At 72.6% G+C, this 21,847-nt stretch carries 19 protein-coding genes; 12 read left to right on the top strand and 7 right to left on the bottom strand.

The features are described 5' to 3' along the window. Positions 1–19: 19 nt before the first annotated feature. Positions 20–568, bottom strand: coding sequence for a methylated-DNA--[protein]-cysteine S-methyltransferase (locus tag ACYVK7_RS00495; RefSeq protein WP_460885715.1), 549 nt, complete (start codon positions 566–568; stop codon positions 20–22). A 113-nt stretch (positions 569–681) separates the two neighbouring features. Further along, positions 682–1,491, bottom strand: coding sequence for a helix-turn-helix domain-containing protein (locus ACYVK7_RS00490; protein WP_460885714.1), 810 nt, complete (start codon positions 1,489–1,491; stop codon positions 682–684). 97 nt (positions 1,492–1,588) lie between these two features. Between ACYVK7_RS00490 and ACYVK7_RS00485 the strand changes: the two genes are divergently transcribed. Next, on the top strand, positions 1,589–2,986 hold the full coding sequence (locus ACYVK7_RS00485) for an MFS transporter (RefSeq protein ID WP_460885713.1): 1,398 nt from the start codon (positions 1,589–1,591) through the stop codon (positions 2,984–2,986). Here the strand turns inward: ACYVK7_RS00485 and ACYVK7_RS00480 are convergent. Genes ACYVK7_RS00480 through ACYVK7_RS00470 form a run of 3 tightly spaced genes read right to left on the bottom strand, consistent with a single transcriptional unit; the run spans position 2,976 to position 5,154 of the window. Beyond that, positions 2,976–3,236, bottom strand: coding sequence for a DUF6457 domain-containing protein (locus ACYVK7_RS00480; RefSeq protein ID WP_460885712.1), 261 nt, complete (start codon positions 3,234–3,236; stop codon positions 2,976–2,978). The genes ACYVK7_RS00485 and ACYVK7_RS00480 overlap by 11 nt on opposite strands. Then, positions 3,233–3,865, bottom strand: coding sequence for a molybdenum cofactor guanylyltransferase (mobA, locus tag ACYVK7_RS00475; protein WP_460885711.1), 633 nt, complete (start codon positions 3,863–3,865; stop codon positions 3,233–3,235). Before mobA ends, ACYVK7_RS00480 begins: the two co-directional genes overlap by 4 nt. After that, entirely contained in the window at positions 3,862–5,154 is a 1,293-nt protein-coding gene (locus ACYVK7_RS00470; protein ID WP_460885710.1) for a molybdopterin molybdotransferase MoeA, read from the bottom strand. Before ACYVK7_RS00470 ends, mobA begins: the two co-directional genes overlap by 4 nt. An 89-nt stretch (positions 5,155–5,243) precedes the next feature. Between ACYVK7_RS00470 and ACYVK7_RS00465 the strand changes: the two genes are divergently transcribed. After that, positions 5,244–5,633, top strand: coding sequence for a VOC family protein (locus tag ACYVK7_RS00465; protein ID WP_460885709.1), 390 nt, complete (start codon positions 5,244–5,246; stop codon positions 5,631–5,633). 3 nt (positions 5,634–5,636) lie between these two features. Here the strand turns inward: ACYVK7_RS00465 and ACYVK7_RS00460 are convergent, their stop codons facing one another. Continuing rightward, on the bottom strand, positions 5,637–5,957 hold the full coding sequence (locus tag ACYVK7_RS00460; RefSeq protein ID WP_460885708.1) for an antitoxin VbhA family protein: 321 nt from the start codon (positions 5,955–5,957) through the stop codon (positions 5,637–5,639). Positions 5,958–6,184: 227 nt separating this feature from the next. Here ACYVK7_RS00460 and ACYVK7_RS00455 point away from each other — a divergent pair, with 227 nt between their 5' ends. The 6 genes from ACYVK7_RS00455 (at position 6,185) to ACYVK7_RS00430 (ending at position 14,257) form a co-directional block, all read left to right on the top strand. After that, the gene (locus ACYVK7_RS00455; protein ID WP_460885707.1) at positions 6,185–7,531 is read left to right on the top strand and encodes an MFS transporter; all 1,347 of its coding nucleotides are present in this window, start codon (positions 6,185–6,187) and stop codon (positions 7,529–7,531) included. A 2-nt stretch (positions 7,532–7,533) separates the two neighbouring features. Next, positions 7,534–9,828, top strand: a complete 2,295-nt coding sequence (locus tag ACYVK7_RS00450; protein WP_460885706.1) for a molybdopterin oxidoreductase family protein — start codon at positions 7,534–7,536, stop codon at positions 9,826–9,828. Then, positions 9,825–11,465 (top strand): FAD-dependent oxidoreductase, encoded by a 1,641-nt coding sequence (locus tag ACYVK7_RS00445; protein ID WP_460885705.1) that lies wholly within the window; start codon positions 9,825–9,827, stop codon positions 11,463–11,465. Before ACYVK7_RS00450 ends, ACYVK7_RS00445 begins: the two co-directional genes overlap by 4 nt. 158 nt (positions 11,466–11,623) lie before the next feature. Next, on the top strand, positions 11,624–12,388 hold the full coding sequence (locus ACYVK7_RS00440; protein WP_460885963.1) for an oxidoreductase: 765 nt from the start codon (positions 11,624–11,626) through the stop codon (positions 12,386–12,388). A gap of 51 nt (positions 12,389–12,439) precedes the next feature. Continuing rightward, the gene (locus ACYVK7_RS00435) at positions 12,440–13,183 is read left to right on the top strand and encodes an SDR family oxidoreductase (RefSeq protein ID WP_460885704.1); all 744 of its coding nucleotides are present in this window, start codon (positions 12,440–12,442) and stop codon (positions 13,181–13,183) included. Positions 13,184–13,237: 54 nt separating this feature from the next. Continuing rightward, positions 13,238–14,257, top strand: coding sequence for a zinc-binding dehydrogenase (locus tag ACYVK7_RS00430; RefSeq protein ID WP_460885703.1), 1,020 nt, complete (start codon positions 13,238–13,240; stop codon positions 14,255–14,257). A 27-nt stretch (positions 14,258–14,284) separates the two neighbouring features. Here the strand turns inward: ACYVK7_RS00430 and ACYVK7_RS00425 are convergent, their stop codons facing one another. Beyond that, complete coding sequence (locus ACYVK7_RS00425; RefSeq protein ID WP_460885702.1) at positions 14,285–15,181, bottom strand: LysR family transcriptional regulator; 897 nt, start codon at positions 15,179–15,181, stop codon at positions 14,285–14,287. Between the two features lie 262 nt (positions 15,182–15,443). Here ACYVK7_RS00425 and ACYVK7_RS00420 point away from each other — a divergent pair, with 262 nt between their 5' ends. The 4 genes from ACYVK7_RS00420 (at position 15,444) to nirD (ending at position 21,826) form a co-directional block, all read left to right on the top strand. Next, complete coding sequence (locus tag ACYVK7_RS00420; RefSeq protein ID WP_460885701.1) at positions 15,444–16,874, top strand: ATP-binding protein; 1,431 nt, start codon at positions 15,444–15,446, stop codon at positions 16,872–16,874. A 461-nt stretch (positions 16,875–17,335) separates the two neighbouring features. Further along, positions 17,336–18,700: an MFS transporter gene (locus ACYVK7_RS00415; RefSeq protein ID WP_460885700.1), complete on the top strand. Its 1,365-nt coding sequence runs from the start codon at positions 17,336–17,338 to the stop codon at positions 18,698–18,700. 115 nt (positions 18,701–18,815) lie between these two features. Beyond that, positions 18,816–21,413, top strand: coding sequence for a nitrite reductase large subunit NirB (nirB, locus tag ACYVK7_RS00410; protein ID WP_460885699.1), 2,598 nt, complete (start codon positions 18,816–18,818; stop codon positions 21,411–21,413). Then, positions 21,410–21,826, top strand: a complete 417-nt coding sequence (gene nirD, locus ACYVK7_RS00405; protein ID WP_460885698.1) for a nitrite reductase small subunit NirD — start codon at positions 21,410–21,412, stop codon at positions 21,824–21,826. Before nirB ends, nirD begins: the two co-directional genes overlap by 4 nt. Positions 21,827–21,847: the final 21 nt, after the last annotated feature.

Here is a 21,847-nt window from a genome sequence, read left to right as displayed (position 1 = left end):
CACAGTAGCCGCCACCGGCTCAGAGGTCGAAGAGAGTGGGCTGCTCCAGGTAGACGCCCTCGGTCTTCAGCATGCGCAGCTTGGTGCGCGGACCCCCACGGGCCGAGAAGCCGCCGACCTTGCGGCCGGCCGCCAGCACACGGTGGCACGGCACGATCGGTGGGAACGGGTTGCGGCCCATCGCCTGCCCGACGGCCTGCGCCGCTCCGGGAGCCCCGAGCTCGGCCGCCACCTCGCCGTACGTGCGGGTCTCGCCCGGCGGGATGGCTCGCACCACCTCGTACACGCGGCGGTCGAACTCGGGCACGGCACTCATGTTCAGCGGCACCTCGGCGAGGTCCCCGACGCCCTCGGCCAGCAGGAGGGTCAGCGCTGACACCGCCGTGGCCACCGGGGCGGGCGAAGCCTCGACCGACCCCGGGTACCAGCTGCGCACGGCGCCCCGAACCTGGTCGGCGCCGCCGTGGGGTAGCGCGGAGCCGACGATCTCCGCGTGCTCGTTCCACACGAGCGCGCACTCGCCGATCGCCGTCGGGATCACCGCGAACTCGAGAGGGCTCCGGTCCATGCGCCACACCATAGGCGGCGCCTCTGACAACCGACCCGCGCGGTTCGCGCTCCACGCCCGACAAGAGGTGCCGAGGCCATAGGGCCGGGTCCTGATCCGCCGTCGACGGGTGGTCAGGAGGTGTGTGCGAACGCGCGGCGCACCCGGCCCGGCGTCGTGCCGAGCGTTGCCCGGACGGTCCTGGTCAGATGTGCCTGGTCGGCGAAGCCCAGGTCTCCCGCGATGGTGGCCAGGTCGGCGTCCCCCTCCTCGAGCCGGCCGAGGAGCCTGCTCACCCGCACCCGGTTGCGGAACCGTGTGAGGGTGCTGCCCGTCTCGGCCGTGAACACCCGGCTCAGGTGGGCCGGCGAGGTACCGAGAGCACGGGCGAGGCTGAGCAGGTCGCCGGCCGCGGGTGCGCCGTCCAGGACCGCCTCCCGCGCGCGCCGGGCCAGACGCGCCCGGGAGGCGCGAGCGGCGGGGGTCCGTGCCGGGGAGACCATGCCGTCCGACGGCGAGGTGCGTGCGGCGGTGGCCACCGTGCGGACCAACCGCTCGGCGGGGTCCGCCGCGTCGTGTGCCGTCCGGAGCAGGAGCCGGTGGGCCAGCTCGGTGGCACCGTCGACCCGCACGACGGCAGGTGGGGGCCGGTCGCCGGCGATCTCCTGCCAGAGGGTCGCGCCGACCGAGACGAACGTGCACACGTCGCCACCCGACGGGTGCGCGAACCGCTGCTCCCGACCCGGCACCTGGGCGTAGCCCCGCGTGACGTCCACCGACTGCTCGACGCCCGCGCTCAGCCGCCGGAAGCGTCCGCGCCGAGGTAGCACCAGCCCGAACGTGCCGGCCGGCTCCGCGGCGGACCACCCGGTGTGCTCGTCGGCGCACTCCACGACCCGCACCGAGTACTCGGATGCGGTGAGGACCGGCGTGGAGCGGCGCACGAGCCCACCGTAGACGGGCTCACCGACACCCGGTCGGCGCACTGTGCCGAGCAAGGATGTTCAAGACCCGTCCGTCCGGCCGCCGGACGCTGGGACCATGCGCAAACCCCTGCTCCTCGTGGTGCTCCTCGCCGCGCAGACCATGGCCTCGATGGACGGTTCCATCGCCAACGTCGCCCTGCCCGCCGTCCAGCGCGACCTCGGTGCGACCGGTGCGACGCAGCAGCTGGTGCTGTCCGGCTATCTGCTGGCTCTCGCGAGCCTGATCGTCACGGGCGCGCGGCTCGGTGACCTGCTCGGGCACCGCAGTGCGTTCCGGTGGGGGCTGGCCGTCTTCACCGCCGCGTCGCTGGCCTGCGGCCTGGCTCCGACGCCGGGCGTCCTGGTCGCCGCGCGCGTGGTCCAGGGAGCGGGGGCGGCGCTGCTGGTCCCGCAGGTGTTCTCGCTGATCCAGCACCACTTCCAGGGCCCTGCCCGACGCCGGGCCGTCGGTGTCTACTCGACGGTCCTCGCTCTCGGGGTCGCGCTGGGCCAGGTGCTCGGCGGACTGCTGGTCTCCGCGGACCTGTTCGGGCTGTCGTGGCGGCCGGTGTTCCTGGTGAACGTGCCCGTGGGCGTGCTGCTGCTCGTGGCGTCGGGGAGGGCGCTGACGGCCGCCGCCGGAGCACCGTCGGGGCGTGTCCGGGTACGCGATCTCGACCCCGCGGGCATCGCGGTCCTCGCGCTCGGCATGGGTGCGTTCACGGGGTCTCTCACGCTGGGGCGGGAGGCGGGCTGGCCGTGGTGGGCGCTGGGCGCCCTCGCACTGTCGGTGGCGCTGCTCGCGTGGTTCCTGCGGCATCAGGCGCGAACGGACCGGCCCCTGCTCGACCTGGCCGTCCTGCGCCCGCGCGGCCTGAAGCCCGGCCTGCTGGCCTGCGCCGTCGTGATGGGGTGCTACGCGGCCTTCCTGTTCGTCTTCACGCTGCACGTGCAGGACGACCGAGGCTGGACGCCGCTCGCGGCCGGCCTCGCCTTTCTCCCGTACACGGTCGGGTTCGGGGCCATGAGCCTGACCTGGGCGCGGATGCCGGAGCGCCTGGTGCGTGCGTTGCCGGTGGCAGGGCCGGTCGTGCTGGCGGCCGTCGTCACCGCCGTCTCGACCGGGGCGTCGCCCTGGAGCCTCGCCCCGCTGCTCGTCCTGGCGGGCGCGGGTCATTCGGCCGGGTACAGCCCCCTGATCGCCGGGCTGTCCGAGCTGGTCCCGCCCGGCAGGGCATCCGCCCTCTCGGCGCTCAACACCACCGGTCCGCTCGTGGCCCAGACCGTGGCGATCGCCGCCATCGGCGGGGTCTACCTGGCCTCGGGAATGTCCAGGGCGCTCCTCACGGTCGCGGTGGTGCTCCTGATGGGAGCGGCCTGCGCCGCGGTCGCCCGGCACACCGGCCGCCCGCAGGCCACCGGTACCGACACCGCTACCGGCGCCTCCCCCGGCACCGCACGCGTCAGCCGGTGACCCAGCGGGCCGCGAGACCGCTCGCCTTCTCGGTCGCGTCGGGTCCGCTGCTCGTCGTCGCCGCCATGTCACCGGCAGCGGCCAGCCCGTCCGCGAAACCCACGGCGTAGGTGGTGACCGGCGCGGCGGGCCGGGCGACGGCGTGCGCGGCGTCGCGGGCCAGGTCGAGCACCTCCGGGACGTCGATGGTGCCAGGGGGAAGGCCCAGCTCGGCCTCCAGGGCCTCCACCCAGCTGTCGAGGTCAGTCATCTCGGGTCCTTTCGGTCGTCGTCCGCCGCGGCGCCGAGCCGGGCCGCGTCCGCCGGGGTGTCGATGTCGTCGCTCCAGCCTGCCGGGTCCGGCACCTCCGCGCAGCGCAGCCCACCGACCAGCCGCCGCATGGCGGCGCCGTCCGCCTCGATCCCGCTCAGGGCGAGGTCGAACGCCGAACGGCGGTACAGCCCGACCAGCCACTGGGGCCGGCCGTCACGGACCAGGTAGGCGCCGTCGACGGGTTCACGTGAAACGGTCCGCTCGAGGAGCCCGACGGCCCCCGCGGCGTGCGGCACGTCGACCGCCAGCAGCAGCACCCACGGTGCGCTCGGGCCCGGGACGGCGCGCAGCCCCGCCGCCACGCCGGCGACCGGCCCACCGAACGGCGGGTCCTCCTGGGTGAGCACGACACCTGGACCGCGGTCGCCCGCGGCCGGGAGCGACTGGGCGAGCTCCGGCGGACCCACCACGACGACCGCTCGCGCCCGCGTGCTCGCCTCGAGCGCCCGGTCGAGCAGGCGCGCGCCGTCGACGACGAGGCCCGCCTTGGACATACCGCCGAGCCGCGCCGCCCGGCCACCGGCCAGGATCACCGCGTCGTACGCGACGCCGGGGGCATCTGTCATCGGAGCATCAGCACCTGGACGGGGTCGCCGGCGCACACCTTCTCCACGTCGGGCGGCACCAGCGCCAGGCCGTCGGCGGCGGCGAGTGCCGACAGTGCGTGGTGGGACCCCGTCGGTACGACGCCGACGGCGCTCGGGTTGGTGCCGACCGCCGCGTCGCCGTCCGGCAGGGGGACCAGGCGGACCGGGACGACGCGCAGCCGCCCGGGCGAGCCGGCCCAGCCGGCGGCGGCCACCTGCGCGACCAGCCGTGGTCCCCCCGGAGTCTTCGCGCCGCGCAGCCGGTCGATCGCGGGGTGCGTGAACAGCTCGAACGAGGCGTACGCCCCCACCGGGTTGCCGGGCAGCGCCAGCCAGGGCACGCCGCGCCAGCGGGCAAGGGCCTGGGGCTTGCCGGGGGAGATCGCGACGGCGGCGACATCGGCGTCGGTGACGGAGGGATCGCCGGCCGCGGCACGGGCGGGCGCCGCCAGCACCTCGCGCACCACGTCCGCGGCGCCGGCCGAGACACCGCCCGCCGTCACGACCAGGTCTGCCCCCGAGCCCACGGCCTCGTCGAGTGCGGCGCGGAGGGCCACCGGGGCGTCGGGCACCGGCCCGAGCCGGACGACGTCGGCGCCGGCCGCCCGGGCCGCCGCCGCGAGCATCGGGCCGTTGGAGTCGGTGATCTGTCCCGGCCCCAGCGCCGTGCCGGCCGGCACCAGCTCGGACCCGGTGGAGAGGACGGCGACCAGCGGCCGGCGTCGAACCGGGACCCGCACCGTCCCCGACGCCGTCAGCGCGCCCACGAGTGCCGCCGTCACCTCCGTACCGGCGGGCGCGAGGAGGTCGCCCCCGCCCACGTCCTCGCCCGCGCGCCGGACGTGCGGCCGGGGGCGCCGGGCAAGCGTGACCGACGACTCCGTCCAGGGCGCACCCGCGACGAACCGGCCGGTGGAGGTGTGCTCGACGGGTACCACGGCGTCGGCGCCGGACGGGAGCGGGGCACCGGTCATGATCCGCAGGGCCTGCCCAGGGCCGACCACGGGCAGGTCGCTCTCGCCTGCCGCGACGTCGCCCGTCACCTGGAGCGTCACCGGGCTGCCGTCGGGCGGCAGGTCTGCCAGCCGTACGGCGTACCCGTCCATGGCCGCGCCGTCGAAGGGCGGGACGGAGGCGGCGGCGTACTGGTCCTCCGCGAGCACCGAGCCGAGCGCGTCCTCGAGGTCCAGGTCCACCGCCCGCAGCGGCGTGACGAGGGCGAGCACGCGCTCGACGTGCGCGGTGACGCTGCGTGCCTGCGGCTCCATGGGACCGACCATAGGACAGCCGGAGGCGGCGGGCGTTTCCGATCCCGCACAGCCCGCCGGCGTGCAGGGTGAGCAGTGATAATCGCCGTATGCGCCTCCACCACATCCAGGTCGCCTGCCCACGGGACGGCGAGGACGTCGCCCGACGCTTCTACGGGGACGGGCTCGGGCTCACCGAGGTGCCCAAGCCCGAGGCTCTCGCCGGTCGCGGTGGCTGCTGGTTCCGGGCCTTCGACGACGAAGGCCGGACGACCGCCGAGATCCACGTCGGCGTCGAGGAACCGTTCACGCCCGCGCGCAAGGCGCACCCGGCCCTCGTGGCCGACGACGTCACGCACCTCGAGACCGTCGGTGCCCGCCTCGCGAGCCTCGGGTTCGAGATCACGTGGAAGGACCGCCACACCTTCGACGGCTACGAGCGCTTCCACGCGTTCGACGGCGCGGGCAACCGCGTGGAGGTGCTGACGCCGGCCGGGTGACGATCAGGGCGACCTCGTCACGAGTGCGTCGAACATGGTGGATGGCGCAGAACTCGTCGAGATCGTTGGTGCGCGGAGTGGCACCGATGACGTTGCGGAGGACACCGGTCTGCTGGTCGACGTATTGCCGCTCACGAACGCGACGGCATCCGAGCGCGCGGCATCGGTGACCGGGAGGCCTTCCATCGTGTTGTTGTGCATGGCTGCTTCGACGATCCGCAGTCGTTCAGCTCGTTGCGGGAGACCCCGAGCATGTCCGCAGCTTCCTGTGTGGAGAGCATGCGTGCGCGACGGCGAGGACCACGAACCCGGCGGTGGTTTCACCTGCGTGAGGTGAGATCGCGACCGGGGCGACGGGGCAACCTCTCACACTGTGAAGTGGCCCCCTGTGCGTTCTTCCTTACGGTCGATTAACTGCTCTTTGTCAGGCGATGAAACACCGCCTCCCTAGGTTCATCGCGTCGGTCCGACGTCGGGCCGGCCCCGGACACGGCACCTGTCGGTCCGGGCGCGCCCGGCGTCGTCGGGCACCCGCCTGCAGGGAGGACGACGTGTCCACACCGACAACACGCGACGACACACGCGGTGACACACACGACGACAAGGCCTCGGCCACGAGCGCCCAGCACCGCACCGGGCGCTGGATCGAGCACTGGGACCCCGAGGACAAGGCCCTCTGGGAGGACGGCGGACGCCGCACCGCCCGGCGTAACCTCGTGCTCTCGATCGCCGCGGAGTTCCTCGGGTTCGGCGTGTGGGCACTCTGGTCGATCGTCGTGCCGCAGCTGCCCGCGGCGGGCTTCGACCTGACCGTCGACCAGATGTTCTGGCTCATCTCCGTACCGAGCCTGGTCGGCGCGACGCTCCGCATCCCCTACACGTTCGCCGTCCCGGTCTTCGGCGGCCGCAACTGGACCATCGTGTCCGCGCTGCTCCTGCTGCTGCCCACGGGCGCCATCGCCCTCACGGTCGGCGACCCGACCACGCCGTTCCCCGTGCTGCTCGGGGCAGCGGCGCTCGCGGGCTTCGGCGGTGGAAACTTCGCGTCGTCCATGGCGAACATCTCGTTCTTCTTCCCCGAGCGCGAGAAGGGCGCGGCACTGGGCTGGAACGCCGCGGGCGGCAACATCGGCACGGCGGCGGTGCAGCTCGCGGTGCCGCTCGTGATCGTGACCGGCGCGGGGGTGGCGCTCGAACGGGCCGGCCTGATCTTCATCCCGTTCATCCTGCTGGCCGCGTTTCTCGCGTGGCGCTACATGGACAACCTCACCGAGGCGAAGGCCGACCCGCGGTCGTTCGCGGTGGCGACCCGGAGCGCGCACACGTGGGTCATCAGCTTCATCTACATCGGTACGTTCGGGTCGTTCATCGGTTACGCGGGGGCCTTTCCGACGCTGCTCGCGTCCCAGTTCCCCGAGGCCGCGCTGTCGCTCGCGTTCCTGGGAGCCCTCGTGGGGTCGGTCGCGCGGCCGCTCGGCGGCGTCCTCGCCGACCGGGTGGGCGGCACGGTGGTGACGCTCGCGTCCTTCGCGGTCATGGCCCTCGGTGCCGTCGGCGCGATCATGGCCCTCGGATCGGGCAGCTTCGCGCTGTTCTTCGGGTCGTTCCTCGTGCTCTTCGTCGCGACGGGCGTCGGCAACGGCTCCGTGTACCGGATGATCCCCGCGGTCTTCCGGGTGAGCGGCGGGACCGCGAAGGCGGCGGCCGGGTGCATCGGCATCGCCGGCGCGGTGGGTGCCTTCGGCGGGTTCCTGATCCCGCGCGGGTTCGCGCTGTCCACGACGGTGGCGGGCTCGATCGTGCCGGCGTTGTGGCTGTTCGTCGCCGGGTACGCCGTCATGGCCTTCGTCTGCTGGTTCGTCTACGGTCGCGGCGCCATGGCCGAGGCGCGGGTCTGAGCATGGTCACCTCCTCAGGCGCCGGCCCCGCGGTCCGGGTCGACTCGCACTGCCCGTACTGCGCCCTGCAGTGCGGGATGTCGCTGACCCGACCTCCGGCGGGCGAGCCCGGTGCGAACAGGCCGGGCACGCCGGAGGTCCAGCCTCGTGACTTCCCCACCAACCGGGGCGGCCTGTGTCAGAAGGGGTGGACGTCGGCAGCGGTGCTCGGGGCGGCCGACCGGCTCGTCACCCCGCTGGTCCGGGGCGCGTCCGGTGAGCTGGAACCGACGAGCTGGGACGTGGCGCTCGACCTGGTCGCGACCCGGCTCGGCGCCCTGGCCGCCGAGCACGGACCCGAGGCGGTGGCCGTGTTCGGGGGCGGCGGCCTCACCAACGAGAAGGCGTACGCGCTGGGCAAGTTCGCGCGCACCGTGCTGCGTACGCCGAACATCGACTACAACGGGCGGTTCTGCATGGCGTCCGCCGCGGCGGGGATGAACCGGTCGTTCGGTGTGGACCGCGGGCTGCCCTTCCCGCTGGCCGACGTCGGGGGAGCTCAGGCGGTGCTCCTCCTCGGGTCGAACCTCGCGGAGACCATGCCGCCTGCCGTGCAGCACCTCGCCGGGGCGCGGGCGGCGGGCGGGCTCGTCGTCGTCGACCCGCGGCGGAGCGCGACGGCCCGGCTCGCGGACGCCCCCGCGGCGGATCAGCCCGCCGAGGGCGTCCACCTCGCCCCCGTGCCGGGCACCGACCTCACGGTGCTGCTCGGGCTGCTGCACGTGGTGCTCGCGGAAGGGCTCGCGGACGGGGAATATCTCGCCGAGCGGACCACCGGGTTCGACGACGTCGCCCGGTCCGTCGCGGGCTGGTGGCCCGAGCGGGTCGAGTCCGTGGCGGGCGTGCCCGCCGACGAGCTCCGGCGCGTGGCCCGGCTGCTGGCCGCCGCGGCCCCGGTGCACGGCGGCGCGGGCGCCTACGTGCTGACCGGCCGCGGCGTCGAGCAGTCGACGCAGGGCACGGCCACCGTCACCGCGGCGATCAACCTGGCACTGGCACTGGGCCTGCCGGGCAGGGGCGGGTCCGGGTACGGCGCCATCACGGGGCAGGGGAACGGGCAGGGCGGCCGGGAGCACGGGCAGAAGGCAGACCAGCTCCCCGGCTACCGCAAGATCGACGACCCCGCGGCGCGCGCCCACGTGGCGGCGGTCTGGGGCATCGACCCGGAGACCCTTCCGGGCCCCGGCCTCCCGGCGGTCCAGCTCCTCCGCTCCCTCGGCGCCCCGGCCGGCGACGCGGAACGGCCGGGCGGCCGGGCCGGCCCCAGGGCGCTGCTCGTGCACGGGTCCAACCTCGTGGTGAGCGCACCCGACGCGAGCAAGGTCGTGGGCCGCCTGAAGAGCCTCGACCTGCTGGTGGTGTGCGACGTCGTGCCCAGCGAGACGGCGCAGCTCGCCGACGTGGTGCTCCCCGTGACCCAGTGGGCCGAGGAGGAGGGCACCATGACGTCGCTCGAGGGGCGCGTCATCCGCCGCCGGGCCGTCGTGGCGCCGCCGGGCGAGGCCCGTTCGGAGCTGTGGGTCCTCGCGGAGCTCGCCCGACGCCTCGGTGCGCCGGAGTCGCTCGCCTTCCCGACCGATCCGGCCGCGGTGTTCGACGAGCTGGCACGCGCCTCGGCGGGCGGCCCGGCGGACTACTCCGGGCTGTCCCACGCCCGGCTCGACGCCGACGAGGCCGCGGGCGGCCCCGGCCTGTTCTGGCCGGTCCCCGCAACCCCCTCCGACGTGTCAGATCTACAGGTCACCGGAGTGACGCACACGTCTGACACGTCCCGGCATCCCGGGACGCCGCGGCTGTTCCTCGAACGGTTCGGCACCCCGGACGGGCGGGCGCGGATGGTCGCCGTCGACCACGTGGGCCCGAGCGACGACGTGCGTCCGGACGCGCCGTTCTACCTGGTCACCGGGCGGGTGCTGCAGCACTACCAGTCGGGCGCGCAGACGCACCGCGTCGCGGAGCTGGAGCGGATCGTGCCCGAGCCGTACGTCGAGCTGCACCCGGTCCTGGGCTCCCGCGCCGGTGTGCCCGACGGCGCCCGCGTGCGGCTGACCAGCGCGCGCGGCCGGGCCGAGGCGACGGCCCGCTGGACCGACACCGTGCGCCCCGACACGGTCTTCATGCCGTTCCACTGGAGCGGCATCGGGTCGGTCAACCAGGTGACCACGGACGCCACCGACCCGATCTCCGGGATGCCGGAGTTCAAGGTCTGCGCGGTCGACGTCTCGGCAGTCACACCACAGAAGGAGCCCTCGACATGAACCTACGTGTCCCCGTGAAGATCGTCGTGGTGGGCTTCGGGATGGTCGGCTCGCGGCTGGTCGACGAGCTGCTGCGTCGCGAACCGGAGGCTTTCGACATCACCGTGCTCGGCGCGGAACCTTATGAGCCGTACAACCGGGTGCTGCTCAGCGACGTGGTGGCCGGGCGTACCGAGATCGGCGCCATCACCATGCCGCTGCCCGACGGCGCCCGGGTCACCGTGCTCCGGGGCGTCACCGCGACATCCGTCGACCGCGAGTCGCGCATGGTGACCGCCGACGACGGCACGACGCACGCCTACGACCACCTGGTGCTCGCGACCGGCGCGGCGGCCCGCATCCCGCCGATCCCCGGCCTGCGCACCGCCGACGGCGGACTGCCCGCCGGCGTGCACGCACTGCGAAACCTCGACGACGCACGGGAGATCGTGGCGGCCACCGCGAACGCCCCGCGTGCCGTGGTGGTGGGCGGCGGGGTGCTGGGGCTGGAGGCCGCCGTCGGGCTGGCGGGACGAGGCCTGAGCGTGACACTGGTCCACAACGCCGAGTCGCTCATGGAGCGCCAGCTCGACCCGGCGGCAGCGGACGTGGTCCGGGCGGGCCTCGAGGCACAGGGCGTCACCGTGCTGCGGAGCTGCCGGTCCAAGGAGGTGCTCGTGGCGGGTGGGCGGGCGGTGGGCATCCGGGTCGAACGTCAGGCCGGGCCGCGTGACGTCGAACCGCGTGACGCCGTGCCGCGGGACGAGGTCGTCGCCGCCCGGCTGATCGTCGTCTCCGCGGGGACGGTGCCGGAGACAGGTCTCGCCGCCGCGGCCGGGCTGACGACCGAGCGCGGCGTCGTCGTCGGCCACGACCTCGCGAGCCCCGACGACCCGCGGGTCCACGCGATCGGCGACTGCGCCCAGCCGCCGGCCGGCTCGCGTGGGCTCGTCGCGGAGGGCTGGGACCAGGCGCGTCGCCTGGCGGAGCTGCTCGTCTCCCTGGTGGAGCCGGTCACACCGCCCACCCTGTCCCACCTCCGCCTGCCGAGCGCCGCGGCCCGGCCCAGCATGGCCGTGCGGCTGGGAGCCCTGCTGGCGGGCGGTGCCACCAGCCGTGCACAGTCGGACCGAGGGATCGACACGCGGGGGACCGACGTCGTCAAGGTCAAGGGCGGTGCGCTCAGCGTCACCACGATGGGGGTCTGCGGCCCGTCGCGGCCGCACGGTGACGCACAGCGTGCGGTGCGCCTCGCCGACCCGGCGGCAGGCCGGTACGTCGAGGTGGTGGTGTCGGACGGCATCCTCGTGGGCGCCACGTGCGTGGGCGACCCGCGGGTCGCCGCCGACCTCACGGCCGCCTACACCCGCCGTACGCCGGTCCCGCTGGACCCCGCGTTCCTGCTCCTGACACCGGTGATGCCGACGGCGGCCCCGGCGACCTCCCCCGAGCACATGCCGGACGACGCGGTGGTGTGCCGCTGCAACGGCGTGACCAAGGGCGACATCGCCGACTCGTGCGAGGCGGGCGCGCACACGGTCGACGACGTCGCGCGCGACACCCGGGCGACGACGGGCTGCGGCTCCTGCCGGGACGCGGTCTGTGGCCTGGTCGACTGGCTCCGGGAGCGTGAGGACGCGGTTCCGGAGCCGGCGTGAGCGCCACCCAGCGATTCGGCCCGTACATCGCGACGAAACCGGGCCCCATCGCTGGGTGACCGCGCAAACGGGGGTATAGGCATCACCTATGACCTCTGCTGTCTTTTGGTCTTTGCTTCCCGTTCTTGGGTGCTCATACCGTCAATGGCGTGAACACAATGCAGAACACGTCAGCATTTTCTGGTCTCGCCGGTCAGCGGGCACTCGTCACCGGTGGCTCTCGCGGCATCGGCGCGGCGATCGTGCGCCAGCTCCTCGAGGCGGGTGCCGACGTCCTGGCCACCGCCAGGTCGACTGCGTACACGCCGCCGGACGGCGCCGCGTTCGTCACGGCCGACATCCGGACCGAGGCCGGCACCCAGGCGTTGGCCCAGGCCGCGCAGGAGACGCTCGGCGGAGTGGACGTACTGGTCCACAACGCGGGCGGAGCCCAGGCCAACGCGGACGCCAGCGCGCTCTCGATCAGCGACGAGGGCTGGCTCGACGCGCTCGACCTGAACCTCCTGGCCTCGGTGCGGCTGGACCGGCTCCTGGTCCCGGCGATGCGGGACCAGGGCTCCGGGGCGATCGTGCACATCTCCACGGCCGCGCTCCTCCCGCCCGTGCCCACGTTCGCGCACTACCAGGCGGCCAAGGCAGGCCTGGAGACGTACAGCCGGGCGCTCGCGGCGGAGCTGGCCCCGTCCGGGGTCCGCGTCAACGCCCTGGCCCCTGGCCGGACCGCCACGCCGGGCGGCGAGGCGACGCGGAAGCGCTGGGCGAGCGACGACGCCGGATCGGGCGCCGTCGACACGCCGCCGCTGGGGCGGGACGGCCGGCCCGAGGACATCGCGAACGCGGTGCTGTTCCTCGTGTCCGACAAGGCGAGCTGGATCACCGGGACCCATTTCAACGTGGACGGCGGGGAATACCCGCGAGGCTGACCTGGGAAAAATTTCCCTCTCGTTCACCACAGGAAACAAAGGAAAGCCGGTATGGGCAGGTACATCGGAAAGAACACGGTGATCACGGGCGGCAGCAGCGGCATCGGGTTCGCGATGGCGAGGTTGCTGGCCGACGGCGGGGCCCGTGTGCTGATCACGGGCCGGTCCGCGGCGGCCCTCGACGCCGCGCGGGACCGCCTCGGGGCGAACGCGATGGCGGTCCGGGCCGACGTGGCGTCGCTTCCCGACCTCGAGACCCTGGCCGGCCGCGTGCGGGACGAGCTCGGCACGGTCGACGCCCTCTTCGTCAACGCGGGCATCTCGGTCCCCACCACCTTCGGGTCGACGACGGAGGAGGAGTACGACGAGCTGTTCGCGGTCAACGTCAAGGGCGCCTTCTTCACGGTGCAGCGGCTCGCCCCGCTCCTGAGCACGGGCGCCGGCGTGGTCCTCACCACGTCGGTCGCCGGGTCCGTCGGCATCGTGGACACCAGCGTCTACGCGGCGGGCAAGGCGGCGCTGCGCTCCATGGCACGCACCTTCTCCCGCGAGCTGCTGCCGCGCGACATCCGGGTCAACGCGATCAGCCCGGGCCCCGTCGACACCGGAACCCTGGAACGCACGATGACCAAGGAGGCCGCCGAGCAGTTCAAGGCGGAGCGCGCTGCTACCAACCCCATGCGGCGCTTCGGCACACCTGAGGAGATGGCCGCGGCGGCCGCGTTCCTCGCCTTCGACGCCACCTACACCGCGGGCGTCGAGCTCGCGGTGGACGGCGGCGCCACGCAGCTCTGATCGCCCCGAGGCGTGCCGCCCGGCACGCCGGGGACCCGACCGAAAGGATTCCCCATGCCTGTCCACGCATCGTCAGCGGTCGTGCTGCGCGCGCACCGTACGGACCTGACCCAGCGCCCCGGCTCACTGCTGGAGGTGGTGCCCGTGGAGCTGCCACCTCTGAGTGATGGCCAGGTGCGGGTGGAGAACAGCCTCCAGCAGATCATCGCGGCCGCGGGCGACCTCCTGTTCGAACGGCCCCAGCTGCCCGTCCCGCCCTTCCAGGTCGGCGAGCCGCTCTACGGCCCGGCGATCGGCCGGGTCGTCGAGTCCCGCGCCGCGGGCCTTCCGGTGGGCACCTCCGTGCTCCACCTCGCGGGCTGGCGCGAGCACAGCACGCTCGGCGCCGCCGAGGTCTTCCCCGTGCCCGACGGCGTCTTCCCCGGTCCCGAGTACCTGCTCAACCAGGGCGTGCCCGCCTACCACGGCATCGTCGACATCGCGGAGGTCGGCGAGGGCGACGTCGTGCTCGTCAGCGGAGCGGCCGGCGGCGTCGGCTCGATGGCGGCGCAGATCGCCAAGGCCCGGGGCGCAGCCGCGGTGATCGGGATCGCCGGCGGACCGGACAAGGCGCGCTTCCTCGTCGAGGAGCTCGGCCTCGACGCCGCGATCGACTACCGGTCCGAGAACCTTGACGACCGGCTCGCCGAGCTCGCCCCCGACGGGATCACCGTGTTCTTCGACACCGTGGGCGGTACCCAGTTCGAGGCCGCGATCCGGCACGCGGCGCCGGGTGCCCGGTTCGCCCTGTGCGGCGTGCTCGCCGGGCAGATCGGCGGTGGCGACGGTGGGTTCCCGCGCCTGGACATCATGACGGCGCTCGTCAACGAGATCCAGATCCGGCCCTTCTCGACCAAGCACACCCCCGACCAGATCCAGGCCTGGAACAGCCACTACGCCCGGTGGTACGCCGAAGGCCGGATCACGTTCGCGCACACGCTCCTCGAAGGCGGCCTCGAGCGAGCCGTCACCGCCCAGGACGAGCTGCATGCCGGGGTGCATCGCGGCAACGTGATCGTGCGGTTGGCCCGGTAGTCGGCGGCGCCCCTTTCCTCTCGCCGGTCAGGCCACCGACGAGAGGGAAGCGGACCGGGCCCAGGTCTCCTGGTGCAACAGCTCGAGCAGGGCGGTCTCCGCAGGGCCGGCGTCGCGCCGGAGCACCGCGACGACGGGCTGCGACACGGCAGGGAAAACGGGCCGTGCCAGGTGCTCGTAACCGTCGGGCACCGCCGAGGCAGGGACGAGCGTGACCCCCAGCCCGTGGGCGGCCCAGCGCGCGGCCGTCGCCGTCTGGGACACGCGGGCGGCGGTGGCCGGGGACAGCTCGTTGTTCCGCAGCACCTCCCGCAGCACCCCGTCGAGCGCGCTGTCGCGGTCGAACCGCACCCAGGGCTCGCCCGCCAGCTCGCGCAGGTCCACCCGGTCCGCTGCGAGCTGCCGGTGCCCATCGCCCAGCACCGCGACGAACTCCTCCTCGCCCAGGTGGTGGGCGTCGTCGGGCGTCTGCTCGCACTGCGCCATCAGGGCGAGATCCAGCACACCACGGCGGCCGAGCCGATCCATCTCGGCGGAGCTCGGCTCCTCGAAGACGGTGACCTCCAGCCGCGGGAAGCGGCGGCGCAGCGCGCCCAGCGCGCGGGGCAGCTGTCGGGTGCCGAAGCCCAGCTGCGCCGAGACCACCAGCTCGCCCACCAGATCGTCGGCGCCGGCCCGCGCCATGGCCGTCGCCCGGCGCGACGCGTTCACCGCGACTTCCGCCTCCCGCAGGAACGCGCGGCCGACCATGGTGGGCACCAGTCCGGTCGGGGTGCGGGCGAACAGCTTGACGCCCAGCTCCCGCTCCAGTCCACGGATCTGCTGGGACATCGACGGCTGGGCGACGTGCAGCAGCTCGGCCGCCGCCGTCACCGAACCCTCCTCGGCGACGGCGAGGGCGTACTCGTACTGGCGAAGGCTCATCGGTTCTCGTCCCGTTGGTGCGGCGGACGGCGTCCACCGAGTGGTCATCGTTGCGATAGCAACCGCTACAACACGGAAGGAGGCGTGCGTACTCCGTGGTATGCCTGCGGACGCACCAGCGTCGTCCCCGGGTACACGCAGGGGCCTGTGTGACCCGACCGACAGGTTGGATCACGTTCCCTCGCGCGTGGATTGCCGACGACGGTACCCTGAATGTTGGTAACTTCAATGTTACTAACATCGATGGGAGTGAGGTGGGCGGATGTCGGGGTACGTCGAGCGGCAGCGGCAGACCGCTGAACTGCAGCACCTGTTCGACCAGGTGACCGGAACGACCGATCGCCCGGGTCGGGCAGTCCTGATCAGAGGGCGGCGCCGCGTCGGCAAGTCGCGCCTCGTCGAGGAGTTCGTCGAATCGGCCGGGGTGCCCAGCGTGTTCTTCACGGCGTCCGGCCGGTCGATCAGGGACGATCTCTCGGCGTTCGCTGAGGACGTTGCGACATCGACGTTGCCTGGTGCGGACCTGTTCGCGGGGGACCCGCCATCGAGCTGGGACAACGCCCTTCGTCTGCTCGTAGCTGCGCTACCGGCGGACGGACCATCGATCGTGGTTCTGGACGAGCTGCCCTACGTGACGTCCGCAGACGATGGCTTTGAGGGGGTGCTGCAACGGCACTTCGACCGTGAGCTCAGCAGGCGACCTGTGCTCTTGATCGGGATCGGCTCCGACCTGGCAATGATGGAGGCGCTCAACGACTACGACCGGCCCTTCCACCAGAGGGCGACCGAGATGGTGGTGCCGCCGCTGTCACCCTCCGAGGTCGGGCGGATGCTCTCTCTCGAAGCCGGTGATGCTCTGGACGCCTATCTCGTGACTGGTGGATTCCCCTTGATCTGTCGTGACTGGGGGAAGGGCAATGACCTGTGGTCATTTCTCGAGTCAGCCCTCACGCACGCGACGTCGTCGCTCCTGGTCAGTGCCGAGCGTTCGCTGGCTGCCGAGTTTCCGGGTGATGTTCAGGCCCGTCGTGTCCTGGAAGCGATCGGACAGGGTCAGAGACGCTTCGGCGAGATCGGCTCGAAGGCCGGGGAGATCAAGAGCACGCCGCTCACCAGATCATTGGGGCTGCTGAGGGCAAAACGTGTAGTCACGGCAGAACGCCCGCTCGCGCTCAAGATGTCGGCCGACACGAGATATCGGATCGACGACCCCTATCTGCTGTTCTGGCTGCGCTTCCTCGGGCCGCATCTCGCGGAGATCGAACGCGGACGCGGCGACAGGGTCCTCAAGCGGATCCGTGACGAGTGGACACGATGGCGCGGTCGTGCGATCGAGCCGGTCATCCGGGAGTCGATCGCGCGGATGTCTCACGAGGACTTGCAGGTACCTGTTGACGCATCGATGGCGGTCGGAGGTTTCTGGAATCGCACCAACACCGTCGAGGTCGACCTCGTTCTGGCGGACAAGGAACCGGTTGCGAAGAGCATCTTCGGCGTCGGCTCGGTCAAGTGGACCACCAAGCCGTTCGGTGCCAAGGAACTCGGGGAGTTGGTAACTCACCGGAGCCAGGTTCCCGGCGCGCTGGACGATGGCACGCTAGTAGTGGTCAGCCGGAGCGGCGTCGATGATCGGGTCCGTGCTTCCGGGGCTGTTGTGCTCGGCCCTGATGAGCTGCTTGCCCAGTGGAAATGAGCTGTCGTGACGTGAACCCGCGGATTAAAAGTTCGCTGCCTGAGCGCGGCCGTCAGACAGGCAGCCGTGGAAGTGGTCGTTGTGGCTCCACGGGTGCCTGTCGTTGATCCGGCGGAGCCGGCGACCGCCGGCTCGGGCGATCGGGTTGGGCACGGTCCGGAGGTCCATGCGACTCCACGCTAGCGGTGCAACCTGGAATAAGAGCTCGCGCGGACAGGGGCCACAGGCCTAGCATCTGCAGCATGTCAGCCGCTTCGTGCTCGGCCGCATGCGCGGCAGTGACCAGGACGTCCCGCTAGCGGCGGGACGTCCGGCTCACAGCAACACCTCACCTGGAACGTCCAGTCGCTTCGTGACTCATCCGGAGCGGCCCTTCGTGCTGCTCGCAACTCTTCAGAGCGACGGAGCAACAGATGCGTCCAGGCATTTCCTCTTCTACCCGCGTGCACGGTGCCACCCCTGTGCGCGCATGGCTCGTGCTGTGCGCGATGTCCATGCTGCAGTTCTTCATCGCGGTCGACGTGACCGTGGTCAACATCGCGTTGCCCTCGATCGGCGCGGACTTCGGCGTCGAGGGCCACTCCCTGACCTGGGTCGTGGTCGGTTACACGATCGCCGGCGGCGGGCTGCTGATGCTCGGCGGTCGGCTCAGTGACCTTCTTGGCCGCCGCCGCACTCTTCTGGCCGGTACGACTCTCTTCGGCGCGGCTTCCCTGCTGGCGGGCCTGGCCCCGTCCTTCCCGGTCCTGGTCGCCGCGCGCCTGCTCCAGGGAGCTGGCGAGGCCGTCGCCCTGCCCGGGGCGATGGCGACCATCGTGCTGCTCTTCCCTGAGGGTCCACGCCGGTCGCGCGCCCTGAGCGTGTGGGCCGCCGTGGCCAGCTGCGGCCTGGTTCTCGGGTTCGCCCTGTCGGGGATCATCACCGCCCACCTGGGCTGGCGCTGGATCTTCCTGATCTCGGTGCCGTTCATCCTGGTCGTTGTCGTGGCCGCGCTCGTCCTGGTCCCGGCAGACCGGTCCGCGTCCCGGGAGCGGGTCCGACTGGACATTCCGGGCTCGCTCCTGCTGACCGCGTGCCCGTTGTTGTTCGTCTACGCCGCGGTCGAGGCGGGCGAGCCTGCGACCAGTCCGTGGGTGAGCGTGGCCGTGCTGGTCGGAGCGGTGCTGGCCGCTGTCGGGTTCGTGCGGGTCGAGTCGAGGTCGCCGAACCCGCTGGTCCCGCTGACGTTCTTCGCGGACCGCGCACGGCTGCGGGCGAACCTGACGACGATGCTGCTCAGTGGTGCGTTGTCGACCTCGTTCCTGCTGTTCACCTTCTACCTGCAGGACAGGCTCGGTATCGGGCCTCTGGGGGCAGGCCTCACGATGCTGCCCCTGGCCGTGGCGCTGATCGCGGCATCGGTGCTCGTGCCCCGGCTGCTGGGGCGCTGGGGCGCTCGCGCGTGCGTGCTGGTCGGGCTCGCGGCTGCTGCCAGCGCGATGGCTGTGGTCGCGCTCGTGGCCGTCCTGGGTGGCGGGGCGGCATGGCTGCTCCCGGCGATGCTGCTGATCGCAGCGGGCATGTGCTTCGGAATCGTGGGTCTGCAGTACATCGCGGTCAGCGGGACCACCGACGAGGACGCCGGGATCGCCTCCGGCGTCCAGCGAGCAGCGGACCAGCTCGGCGGAGCAGCCGGTGTGGCTGTCTACGTAGGTCTCGGGTTCGCCCCCGCCCTGCACGCCGGAGATCCGTTCGTGATCGCCGCGGTACTCGCCGTCATCGGGCTGATCGTCGGTGCCCTGGTCATCTCCCGCTCGCCGGCCACGATGCGCACGCCCAGAGTCTGATCCGCGCCTGACCCGAGCGCGCTCACCGGTCCTCGCGCAGGCCTGTGAGGAAGATGTTCGGCCCGGGTAACGACCGGCGCACCAGCGCGAAAAACCCGCGCCCTACGGTCAAGACATGGTCAATTCCGGCACATCCCAGCACCTTGTCGTGGTCGGCGGTGGCATGGTCGCGCAGCGGCTCGTCGAGGCGTTGCGCGCCCGGGACACCGCCGGCCGCTACCACGTCACCGTCTTCGCGGAAGAGCCCCGCGCGCCCTACGACCGGGTGGGGCTGACCCGCTGGTTCGAGGACGGCGCCGAGGGAATCGCCCTCGGCGACCCGGCCCTGTGGGTCGACCCGCACGTCACCCTGCACACCGACCGCAAGATCGAGTCGATCGACCGCGAGGCGAGGACGGTCACCGACCGCCTCGGCCACGTGCACGCCTACGACGAGCTGGTGCTCGCCACCGGCTCCAGCGCCGCGATGCCGCCCATCCCGGGCAACGACCTGCCGGGCGTCTTCGTGTACCGCACCATCGATGATGTTGCGGCCCTGCGCGGCTGGGTGGAGCAGAAGCGCAAGAGCTATCCGGAAGGCAAGCCGGTGCGCGGCGCCGTGATCGGCGGCGGCCTGCTCGGGCTGGAGGCCGCCGGTGCGCTCACGGCGCTGGACGCCCAGGCCACGGTTATCGAGTTCGGCACGCACCTGATGGGCGTGCAGGTCGACCTCGGCGGCGGCCAGGCGCTCAAGCGCCTCATCAACGGCAAGGGCATCGGCGTCCGCGCCGAGACGGCGACCAGCCAGATGAAGCCGCACCGCCGCACGGGTCACGTGGGCCGGCTCGACTTCGCCGACGGCGGCCGGCTCGACGTCGACGTCGTCGTGGTGGCCACCGGGGTGCGCCCCCGGGACGAGCTCGCCCGCGCGGCCGGGCTGCCGGTCGGGGAGCGTGGCGGCGCCGTCGTCGACCTGTCGTGCCGCACCGAGGACCCGCACATCTGGGCCGTGGGCGAGGTGGCCTGCATCGAGGGCCGCTGCATCGGCCTGGTCGCGCCGGGCAACACGATGGCCGAGGTGGTCGTGGACCGCCTGCTCGGCGGCCTCGCCGAGTTCCCCGGCGCGGACACCGCGACCAAGCTCAAGCTCTCGGGCGTCGACGTGGCGTCGTTCGGCGACGCGCACGCCCGGACCGAGGACGCCGTCGAGGTGGTCTGGGCCGACCCGGTGGCCGGCGTCTACAAGAAGCTCGTCCTGTCCGACGATGCCCGCACCCTGCTGGGCGGCGTCTTCGTGGGCGACGCCGGACCGTACGCCAGCCTGCGCCCGATGCTCGGCGCCGAGCTGCCCGGCGACGACCCCAGCGCGTTCCTGCTGCCGGAGGGTGGTGGCGGCGCCCCGAACCTGGAGCTGCCGGACGAGGCCAACATCTGCTCGTGCAACAACGTCTCGGCCGGGACCGTCCGGGGCGCCGTCACCGAGCACCGGTGCACGGACGTCCCGGGGGTGAAGGCCTGCACCCGGGCCGGGACCACCTGCGGCGCCTGCCTGCCGCTGGTGAAGAAGCTCGTCGACACCGAGCTGGAGCGCGCGGGTATCGAGGTCAGCACCGCCCTGTGCGAGCACTTCGACCTGTCCCGCGCCCAGCTCTTCGACGCCGTCCGGGTGGCCGACCTGCACTCGTTCAGCGAGATCGTGAGCCGGTTCGGGACCGGCCCCGGCCACCGCGGCTGCGACATCTGCAAGCCCGTCGTCGCGTCGATCCTGGCGAGCCTCGGCAACGGCCACATCCTCGCCGGCGAACAGGCCACGCTGCAGGACACCAACGACCACATGCTGGCCAACCTGCAGAAGGACGGCACCTACTCGGTGGTCCCGCGGATGCCCGGCGGCGAGGTCACGCCGGAGGGCCTGATCGTCGTCGGCCAGGTCGCCAAGGACTTCGGGCTGTACACGAAGATCACCGGTGGCCAGCGCATCGACATGTTCGGCGCCCGCGTGGAGCAGCTGCCGGAGATCTGGCGCCGTCTGGTCGACGCGGGCTTCGAGTCCGGGCACGCGTACGGCAAGTCGCTGCGCACGGTGAAGTCGTGCGTGGGTTCCACGTGGTGCCGCTACGGCGTGCAGGACTCCGTGGGCATGGCGGTCGAGCTGGAGCTGCGCTACCGCGGTCTGCGCTCGCCGCACAAGCTCAAGATGGGCGTCTCCGGCTGCGCCCGCGAGTGCGCGGAGGCACGCGGCAAGGACGTGGGCGTCATCGCGACGGACAAGGGCTGGAACGTCTACGTGGGCGGCAACGGCGGCCAGACGCCGCGGCACGCGAAGCTGCTCGCCGAGGACCTGACGTCGGAGGAACTCCTGCGCACCATCGACCGGTTCCTCATGTACTACGTGCGCACGGCCGACCGGCTGCAGCGCACCGCGCCCTGGATCGAGGAGGTCGACGGCGGCCTGGACGGCGTGCGCGAGGTGATCATGGCGGACTCGCTCGGCATCTGCGCCGACCTGGACGCCGCGATGGCCCGCCACGTCGAGCACTACGAGGACGAGTGGAAGGCCGTGCTGGAGGACCCGGAGAAGCTGCGCCGGTTCTCGTCGTTCGTCAACGCCCCCAAGGACGCCGACCCGACGCTCGCGTACGTCGAGGAACGCGGCCAGCGCCGCCCCGCGACGTCGGAGGAGCGCGCGGCCGGCGTGATCATCGCGGGCCCGAGGCTGGAGGTACGAGCATGAGCGTTCACGACGTGTCAGAAGCACAGGTCACCGGGGTGACCTGGGAGTCCGACAACTCGGGGGTGGCTCGGTTCGAGCCAGCCTGCCTGGTCTCCGAGCTGTTCCCCGAACGTGGGGCGGCGGCGCTGTTCGGGGACGTACAGGTGGCGCTGTTCCGGCTGCCCGACGGGCGCGTCTACGCCGTCCAGAACCTCGACCCGTTCTCCGGCGCGTACGTGATGGCGCGGGGGATCGTCGGCACGCGGGCCGGAGTGCCCACGGTGGCCGCCCCGGTCTACAAGCAGGTCTTCTCCCTGGTCACGGGCGAGTGCCTGGTGGCGGCCGACAAGGTCCCCCAGGGCAACCTGTCGCCGAACCTGGCGACCTACCCGGTCGAGATCCGTGCCGGCGTGGTCCACGTGGGGCTGCCGTGACCACCCCCGCTCAGTGCGGGA

Source organism: Promicromonospora xylanilytica (assembly GCF_054782895.1).
The sequence above is the reverse complement of the archived record's forward strand: the minus strand, read 5'-3'. Positions and strand labels throughout refer to the sequence as shown.